Here is a 6,503-nt window from a genome sequence, read left to right as displayed (position 1 = left end):
AATTGCCACTGAGAATTGACCCGGCAACTGCCAAAATTGTCACTGAGAACTGCCCCATGTGCAACCTTGCCCCAGCTTAAACCAGTTGGGGGCATATGGAGTGATCGAGATGGGATTTTTGAAGGTTATCAGGACATGGGCGCTGCGAGACAAGATGCCCATTCGCGAGATTGCGCGGCGCACGGGCATTTCGCGTAACACAATCAAGAAGTATTTGCGGGAGGGGATTGTTGAGCCTGCGTTTCAGACGCCGGATCGTGCGAGCAAGCTGGATCCGTATGCCAGTCAGCTGACAGGATGGCTGGTTTCGGATCAGCGCAAATCACGCAAAGAGCGCCGGACGGCGAAGCTGATGCATGCCGATTTGGTGAAGCTGGGATATGAGGGTTCCTATGAGCGAGTTGCGGCCTTCATTCGGGAATGGAAAGGCGAACGGCAGCGGGCGCATCATACGACGGATCGGGGAACTTTCGTGCCGCTGGTGTTCGCTCCGGGCGAGGCATTCCAGTTCGATTGGAGCGAGGACTGGGCCTATGTTGGCGGCGAGCGCATCAAGCTGCGGGTTGCCCACATCAAGCTGTCTCACAGCCGCGCCTTCCTTGTGCGAGCGTATCTTCTGCAGACGCATGACCCTCTCGTGACATTTCCTGCAGAAATGCACTGCCGGGCAATGGATGCTGTTCGACGCGCATTGGCATGGCTTCCGCTTCTTCGAGGGCATCCCGCGCCGCGGCATCTATGACAGTGAGGCTTGACCGCCATGGGTCCGAGGTCAGGCCGAACGAAGACCGCCGTCGACAAGGTCGGCATTGGCAAGAAGCGCGATGTGAATGCGCGGTTCACGGCGATGACCAGCCATTATGTCTTCGATCCCGAGTTCTGCAATCCGGCCGCAGGATGGGGCAAGCCATTGGTGCGCCATTGGTTCAAGCCCAATGGCGGCGGGCAAGTCGAGAAGAATGTGCGCGATGCTCGTCACCGCATGTGGCAGCTGATGCCGGCCTTTCCTGATCTGGATGCGCTGAACATCTGGTTAGAAGATCGCTGCAAACTGCTGTGGACTGAGACGGCCCATGGCAGGTTGCCTGGAAGCATCGCCCCTCTCATGGTTTGCATGCAAACCACTGCCGGGCAGTGGATGTGTGGGAAGCTGAGAAGCCTGCGCTGATGCCGCTCCCCACAATGTTTGATGGCTTTGTCGAGGAAAGAAAGCGCGTCTCGCCGACCCGCTGCCCGGCAGCGCATGCTTGCATGCGCGAGAGGGGGCTTGATCAACTTTGATCGCACCCGTTATTCTGTGCCCGCCAGTTTTGCGAACCGCCCCGTCAGCCTGCGCATTTACCCTGAGCGGTTGATGGTTGTGGCCGAGGGGCATGTAGTCTGCACGCATGAGCGAATTATTGATAGATCCCACCGTCAGCCGGGGCGCGTGATCTATGACTGGCACCACTATCTGGCGGTAGTGCAGCGCAAGCCCGGGGCGCTGCGCAATGGTGCCCCCTTCGTGGAAATGCCCGAACCTTTCCGCGTATTACAGGCAAAGATGCTGCGCCAACCCGGCGGGGACCGCGAAATGGTCGATATCTTGTCACTTGTCTTGCACCATGATGAGCAGGCGGTGCTCTGTGCCGTGGAAATGGCGCTCGAAGCAGGTGTGCCGACCAAAACCCATGTGCTGAACCTGCTCCACAGGCTGCTGGATGGCAAGCTGACCGACCAGCCGGATGTGAACCCTCCAGCCGCCTTGTCGCTGAGCAAGGAGCCTGAGGCCAACGTCGCGCACTATGATGGGCTGCGCACCCAGAAAGGAACCCGTCATGCGTCATGATCCCGCGGGTGCTGCGCTGATCATCATGTTACGCAGCCTGAAGATGCCAGGCATGGCGCAGGCCGTGCAGGATCTGCATGAGCAAGGCTCGCCTGCATTTGAAGCTGCCATGCCGATCCTGTCGCAGCTGCTCAAGGCCGAAATGGCCGAGCGCGAAGTGCGCTCGATCGCGTATCACATGAAGGCCGCCCGCTTCCCGGCATACAAGGACTTGTCCGCCTTCGACTTCGCGGCCAGTGAAATGCGTGAAGCTCTGGTCCGCCAACTTCATCGATGTGAATTCCTGGATGCCGCAGAGAATGTGGTGTTGATCGGCGGCCCTGGCACAGGGAAATCCCATGTTGCGACGGCGCTCGGCATTCAGGCAATCGAGTATCACCGTAAGCGCGTGCGCTTCTTCTCAACGGTCGAATTGAATAGCCCCGAGTTTCCTAGACACCTTGCAGCTTCAGTTTTTGCTGCTGTTCGAAGTCAATCGGTGACAGCATGCCATTCCTAACGTGTTTGCGCTGTGGGTTGTAGAAAAACTCGATGTAGTCGAACACGTCCTGACGGGCTTCAGCGCGCGTTTTATACTTTCTGCGTCGGATGCGTTCGCGTTTGAGCAGGTTGAAGAAGCTTTCTGCCACTGCATTATCCCAACAGTTCCCGCGACGGCTCATGCTTTGCGTCAGATTGTGCTGTTCGAGGAACTCTTGCCACTCGTAACTGGTGAATTGTGAGCCTTGGTCGGAATGCACCTGAACTTTGGTCTTTGGTTTGCGCCGCCAGACAGCCATCAGCAGGGCTTGCAGCGGCAGATCGGTATATGTGCGGCCTTGCATGGACCACCCAACAACGCGCCGGGAAAACAGATCGATGACAACTGCGAGATAAAGGAAGCCCTCGTGGGTGCGGATGTAGGTGATATCTGTGACCCAGAACTGGTCCGGAGCGTCGACATCAAACTCTCGGTTCAAGGTGTTGTCGGCCACGACCGCAGGGCTGCCGCCATAAGAGCCGGGCTTCTTTTTGTAACCAATCTGGGCCCTTATCCCTGCTAGACGCGCCAAACGCCAAGCCCTGTTGGGGCTGATGTCTTCGCCCATGTCGCACAGATCATCGTGCAACTTGCGGTACCCATAGACCTCTCCGCTGTCATCCCAAGCCTGCTTCAACAGCACCGTTTGGCGCTGATCCTCCAGCGCACGCTGACAAAAAGGTTCACGCAGCCATGCATAGAAGCCGCTCGGATGAACGGCCAGCATCCGGCACATAGCCCTGACGGCAAAGATTGGCCGGTGTTCGGCGATAAACGCATACCTCACCGGGATTCCCTGGCGAAGTATGCGGTCGCCTTTTTTAGGATGTCCCGTTCCTCCGTGACCCGCAGCAGATCTCGCTTCAACCGGCGGATCTCATCAGCTTGCGCATCGACCTCTTGGATCACCTTTGCGGGCCGCGAAAACTGCTTCTGCCATGTGTAGATCGACTTGGTGCTGACCCCCAATCGCTCGGCCACCTCGCGCACCGGATAGCCCCGATCCTCGACCTGTGCGACCGCATCGCGTTTGAACTCATCTGTGAATTTGTTCGTGGACATATCGTCCTCCTTGCTTCCAAAATTACCAAGCAAGGCGTCTACAAATCTAGGGGCTATTCAAGGATCAGCCGGTCATAGCCTTCACCGCCAGTGATTTGGGCCACCCCATTTACGAAGAATACATCCTGTGCATCGGCGTAGATCACGTCGTGACCAGCACCGCCGTGCATGACATCGCGACCAGTGCCTCCCGCAAGGACGTCGCTACCATCGCCGTCGTTTCCACCAAAGAGGTTATCTAGGGCCGCATCAATGGTGTTCCCTACCTTTCCAAGGAAGCCGGACCGGTTGTGGACACGCACCCCACCCGCCACATAGGTGTGAAGGTCTTCGACCTCGAAATTGTATGTTTGCCAGGCGTCGATTGCGGCGGGCTTCAGGGCGGCGTTGCCTGCAATCATCCCTGCGACCTGCGCCTGTTCGAACAAATGCGCGGCTTCGGCGCTGTAGGCAATCCGCTCAGCACTGACTTCGGTCAACTCGCCCGAGGCAAGCACGACCGTCGCGCGGCCATTCTCCAGCATCTCCTCAATCGTCGGGAAGTTGCCGAAACGGTCGAGGAAATGGTGGCCGGGCGTGGCGACCAGTTCCTTCGTCTCGCCACCCTCAACCCATGCGAGCTTCACCCACTCATCTGTGGTATTCCTATACAGCCGCGCCACCTTGCGCGGCACCAAGGCACCACGGCCAAGATCGGCTGCAGGATCAAAGGCCAGAACAGTGTCGCCCACCCGGATGTCGGCGATAGGGCGGGTATCGGTCAGGGAAATGGCGATGGGGGTGGAGGAGGGGAAGCATTCATCCCAAGGACGACTTTCCATGTATTTCTCGATGGTAAGCCCATAGCCACTGAGCGTATCAGCGTACAGGTTATTGTAAAGTGTAGCAATCGCGGCTGGCGTTGCATTGGGCAATCGCTCTTGGATTTCAGAAAGAAGCTTGGCTGTGCGTTCAATGTTTAAAGATGGAGAATTCCGCACTTGGTCAGGCGTTACACGTAGGGCTTGTTGAGATTCAGGATTCACAATTTGGCTGACTTCTGATTCACTCCTTCAAAAAAGGAGGTTTGGATGTTGAGCGAGCGTTTTGTTATCAACGATACCCAGTGGGCTTTGATGGAGCCGCATTGTTTTGGCAAAAAAGGTGACCCCGGTCGCACGGGTGGGGACAGTCGCGTTTTCATGGAGGCGGTTTTGTGGATTGCCCGAACCGGTGCCCCGTGGCGTGATCTTCCAGCTGAATTTGGCAACTGGAACACCATTTTCAAACGCTTCCGACATTGGGTCAAAGCCGATGTTTTCAAACGGATATTTGACGCCGTGTCGGGTGATCCTGACATGGAATGCGTCATGATTGATGGCACAATCTGCAAGGTTCACCGCCACGGACAGGGCGCAAAAGGGGGACTCAAAGCCAGGCTATAGGGCGATCTCGCGGTGGAATTACCACAAAAATTCTGGGCCTGACTGATGCGCTCGGCAATCTGGTTTCATTTCGTCTGATGCCGGGGCAAGTCCATGATCTGCGCGAAACGGCGGAGATCATTGAGGGTATTTCCTGCAAAATGTTCCTTGCGGATCGCGCATTTGACGCCAACTGGCTGCGCGAAACCCTGAGTGTTTCAGGAATTATTCCGGTCATCCCGCCAAAATCCAACCGAAAATTCCCGCCAGAGTTCGACAACCATAGTTACAAATGGCGGCATCTGATTGAGAACTACTTTCAAAAACTGAAGGAATTCAAACGTATAGCCCTGCGGGCCTGTAAAACAGACCAGAGCTTCGCTTCAATAATCTATCTGGCCGCCGCTATCATCAACTCTCGATGAATCTTAGGGCTTGTTGAGATTCAGGATTCACAATTTGGCTGACTTCTGATTCACTCCTTCAAAAAAGGAGGTTTGGATGTTGAGCGAGCGTTTTGTTATCAACGATACCCAGTGGGCTTTGATGGAGCCGCATTGTTTTGGCAAAAAAGGTGACCCCGGTCGCACGGGTGGGGACAGTCGCGTTTTCATGGAGGCGGTTTTGTGGATTGCCCGAACCGGTGCCCCGTGGCGTGATCTTCCAGCTGAATTTGGCAACTGGAACACCATTTTCAAACGCTTCCGACATTGGGTCAAAGCCGATGTTTTCAAACGGATATTTGACGCCGTGTCGGGTGATCCTGACATGGAATGCGTCATGATTGATGGCACAATCTGCAAGGTTCACCGCCACGGACAGGGCGCAAAAGGGGGACTCAAAGCCAGGCTATAGGGCGATCTCGCGGTGGAATTACCACAAAAATTCTGGGCCTGACTGATGCGCTCGGCAATCTGGTTTCATTTCGTCTGATGCCGGGGCAAGTCCATGATCTGCGCGAAACGGCGGAGATCATTGAGGGTATTTCCTGCAAAATGTTCCTTGCGGATCGCGCATTTGACGCCAACTGGCTGCGCGAAACCCTGAGTGTTTCAGGAATTATTCCGGTCATCCCGCCAAAATCCAACCGAAAATTCCCGCCAGAGTTCGACAACCATAGTTACAAATGGCGGCATCTGATTGAGAACTACTTTCAAAAACTGAAGGAATTCAAACGTATAGCCCTGCGGGCCTGTAAAACAGACCAGAGCTTCGCTTCAATAATCTATCTGGCCGCCGCTATCATCAACTCTCGATGAATCTCAACAGGCCCTAGATCAGCACGAATAATGTCCAAATTCTGCTGCAACAGCCATGAGTCAGCCATCTCGGGCGGCAACGGCGCATGCAAGCCCTCGACTGAAATGTGTTTCCAGGCGGATTTCGTCGCGTTATCGTGCCGAAGATCGTCTTCCGGGTCACGCGAGTCAAAGCGCCGCAGCATTTTCAGCTTTTCGATCTTATTGCGTTCAAGTCGCACTACGTTGGAGAGCCACTTTCGTGCTTCCTCTGCCGTGATCTGTTGATCAACCACCTTTTCCATAATCATATCGCTCTCCGCACTGATCTTGCGGGATAATATAAGGGCAACACTATAGTCTGTCGTCCCCAAGGAGAGCTTGAGATCGACGATTCCTGTGGATTGTCTGTGCGATCTGCGCCGCCATTGATAAACATTGCCACGTTTAGC

The 6,503-nt window shown here is 55.5% G+C and carries 5 protein-coding genes and 2 pseudogenes; 4 read left to right on the top strand and 3 right to left on the bottom strand.

What is annotated here, in order from left to right:
* Positions 1-109 precede the first annotated feature (109 nt).
* Positions 110-1,828 (top strand): annotated as a pseudogene (gene istA / locus VDP61_RS10005) (IS21 family transposase).
* Positions 1,818-2,291: pseudogene (locus VDP61_RS10000) on the top strand (ATP-binding protein); the annotation flags it as partial. The pseudogenes istA and VDP61_RS10000, both read left to right, overlap by 11 nt.
* Here VDP61_RS10000 and VDP61_RS09995 read toward each other — a convergent pair.
* Positions 2,260-3,410, bottom strand: a protein-coding gene (locus tag VDP61_RS09995) for an IS3 family transposase (RefSeq protein WP_416236508.1) whose coding sequence is annotated in 2 segments (ribosomal slippage) — positions 2,260-3,161 and positions 3,161-3,410 — 1,152 coding nt in all. Because the reading frame shifts where the segments join, the coding sequence is not laid out codon by codon here. The pseudogene VDP61_RS10000 and the gene VDP61_RS09995 sit on opposite strands and share 32 nt — an antisense overlap.
* A 53-nt stretch (positions 3,411-3,463) precedes the next feature.
* Positions 3,464-4,435: a hypothetical protein gene (locus VDP61_RS09990; RefSeq protein WP_323006759.1), complete on the bottom strand. Its 972-nt coding sequence runs from the start codon at positions 4,433-4,435 to the stop codon at positions 3,464-3,466.
* 45 nt (positions 4,436-4,480) lie between these two features.
* On the opposite strand from VDP61_RS09990, the gene VDP61_RS09985 reads away from it, so the two are divergent.
* Both VDP61_RS09985 and VDP61_RS09980 read left to right on the top strand, forming a co-directional pair.
* Positions 4,481-5,238 (top strand): IS5 family transposase gene (locus tag VDP61_RS09985; RefSeq protein ID WP_323006441.1). Its coding sequence is split into 2 segments (ribosomal slippage): positions 4,481-4,817 and positions 4,817-5,238, totalling 759 coding nucleotides; the frame shifts between segments, so codons are not numbered across the junction.
* Positions 5,239-5,314: 76 nt separating this feature from the next.
* Positions 5,315-6,072, top strand: a protein-coding gene (locus VDP61_RS09980) for an IS5 family transposase (RefSeq protein ID WP_323006441.1) whose coding sequence is annotated in 2 segments (ribosomal slippage) — positions 5,315-5,651 and positions 5,651-6,072 — 759 coding nt in all. Because the reading frame shifts where the segments join, the coding sequence is not laid out codon by codon here.
* Here VDP61_RS09980 and VDP61_RS09975 read toward each other — a convergent pair.
* A complete protein-coding gene (locus tag VDP61_RS09975) occupies positions 6,039-6,362 on the bottom strand; it encodes a hypothetical protein (RefSeq protein WP_323006758.1) in 324 nt (107 codons plus the stop codon). The two genes, VDP61_RS09980 and VDP61_RS09975, sit on opposite strands and share 34 nt — an antisense overlap.
* Positions 6,363-6,503: the final 141 nt, after the last annotated feature.

Source organism: Pseudorhodobacter sp. (assembly GCF_034675685.1).
In the GTDB taxonomy this organism is placed as follows: Bacteria; Pseudomonadota; Alphaproteobacteria; order Rhodobacterales; family Rhodobacteraceae; genus Pseudorhodobacter.
The sequence above is the reverse complement of the archived record's forward strand: the minus strand, read 5'-3'. Positions and strand labels throughout refer to the sequence as shown.